1 protein-coding gene is annotated in these 1,963 nt (G+C 51.6%); it reads left to right on the top strand.

The window, feature by feature from the left end; translation table 11 throughout:
- Positions 1-1,827: Gly-Xaa-Xaa repeat protein (locus DPQ31_RS20265; RefSeq protein WP_208730923.1), on the top strand; the 1,827-nt coding region annotated here is incomplete at its 5' end.
- Positions 1,828-1,963: the final 136 nt, after the last annotated feature.

The following is a 1,963-nucleotide window of genomic DNA, read 5'->3' as shown; positions in this document are numbered from 1 at the left end:
CAAGGTAACACAGGTGCTACCGGTGCCACTGGCGCTACTGGACCTCAAGGTGTTCAAGGTAACACAGGTGCTACTGGACCTCAAGGTGTTCAAGGTAATCCGGGTGCTACTGGTGCCACTGGACCTCAAGGTATTCAAGGTAACACGGGTGCTACTGGCGCTACCGGACCTCAAGGCGTTCAAGGTAACACAGGTGCTACCGGACCTCAAGGCGTTCAAGGTAACACGGGGGCTACCGGACCTCAAGGTGCTCAAGGTAACACAGGTGCTACTGGACCTCAAGGTGTTCAAGGTAACACAGGTGCTACTGGTGCCACTGGACCTCAAGGTGTTCAAGGTAACACAGGTGCTACTGGTGCCACTGGCGCTACTGGACCTCAAGGTGTTCAAGGTAACACAGGTGCTACTGGTGCCACTGGCGCTACTGGACCTCAAGGTGTTCAAGGTAACACAGGTGCTACTGGTGCCACTGGCGCTACTGGACCTCAAGGTGTTCAAGGTAACACAGGTGCTACTGGTGCCACTGGCGCTACTGGACCTCAAGGTGTTCAAGGTAACACAGGTGCTACTGGTGCCACTGGCGCTACTGGACCTCAAGGTGTTCAAGGTAACACAGGGGCTACCGGACCTCAAGGCGTTCAAGGTAACACAGGTGCTACTGGCGCTACGGGTATAGGAGTTACCGGACCTACTGGACCTTCTGGTGGACCTACTGGACCTACTGGACCCCAAGGTGTTCAAGGTAACACGGGGGCTACTGGTGCCACTGGACCTCAAGGCGCTCAAGGTAACACGGGGGCTACCGGACCTCAAGGTGCTCAAGGTAACACAGGCGCTACCGGGCCTCAAGGTGTTCAAGGTAACACGGGGGCTACTGGTGCCACGGGACCTCAAGGCGCTCAAGGTAACACGGGGGCTACCGGACCTCAAGGTGCTCAAGGTAACACAGGCGCTACCGGGCCTCAAGGTGTTCAAGGTAACACGGGGGCTACTGGTGCTACTGGACCTCAAGGCGCTCAAGGTAACACGGGGGCTACCGGACCTCAAGGTGTTCAAGGTAACACGGGGGCTACTGGTGCTACTGGACCTCAAGGTGCTCAAGGTAACACAGGCGCTACCGGGCCTCAAGGCGTTCAAGGTAATACGGGCGCTACTGGTGCCACGGGACCTCAAGGCGTTCAAGGTAACACGGGCGCTACTGGCGCTACTGGACCTCAAGGCGCTCAAGGTAACACAGGCGCTACTGGTGCTACCGGACCTCAAGGCGTTCAAGGTAACACAGGTGCTACTGGTGCCACTGGCGCTACCGGACCTCAAGGTGTTCAAGGCATCCAAGGACCAACGGGTGCTACCGGTATAGGAGTTACTGGACCAACTGGACCATCTGGCGGACCTACTGGGCCTACTGGACCTACTGGACCTACTGGACCTAGCTTCCCTGTAGCAACAATTGTTGTAACAAATAACATTCAACAAACAGTACTGCAATTTAATAACTTTATTTTTAGTACTGCAATTAACGTAAACAATATTATCTTTAACGGCACAAATACAGTTACTGTTATTAACGCTGGCATTTATGTAATTAGCGTATCCATCGCTACAACTGCGCCAGGATGTGCTCCACTTGGAGTAGGAATTTCAATTAATGGAGCAGTCGCAACTGACAACTTCTCTTCAAGTTTAATAGGTGACTCACTTTCATTTACTACAATTGAAACGTTAGCAGCTGGTGCAAACATCTCTGTCCAATCTACTCTTAACGAGATTACGATCCCTGCAACAGGAAATACTAACATTCGCCTTACTGTATTTAGAATCGCTTAAATTTCACTGTGTATTGTTTATGACAAATAAAAAAAGAGCGAGAAACTGAACTGCACCCTAATTGTTAGACACCGTCTAACAATTGGAGGTGCAGTTTTTCTATGGTTAAATTTACAGCTGATGAAAAAATACACAT

Origin of the sequence: Bacillus sp. COPE52 (assembly GCF_003355115.1) — a bacterium.
Taxonomy (GTDB): Bacteria; Bacillota; Bacilli; order Bacillales; family Bacillaceae_G; genus Bacillus_A; species Bacillus_A toyonensis.
The sequence above is the reverse complement of the archived record's forward strand: the minus strand, read 5'-3'. Positions and strand labels throughout refer to the sequence as shown.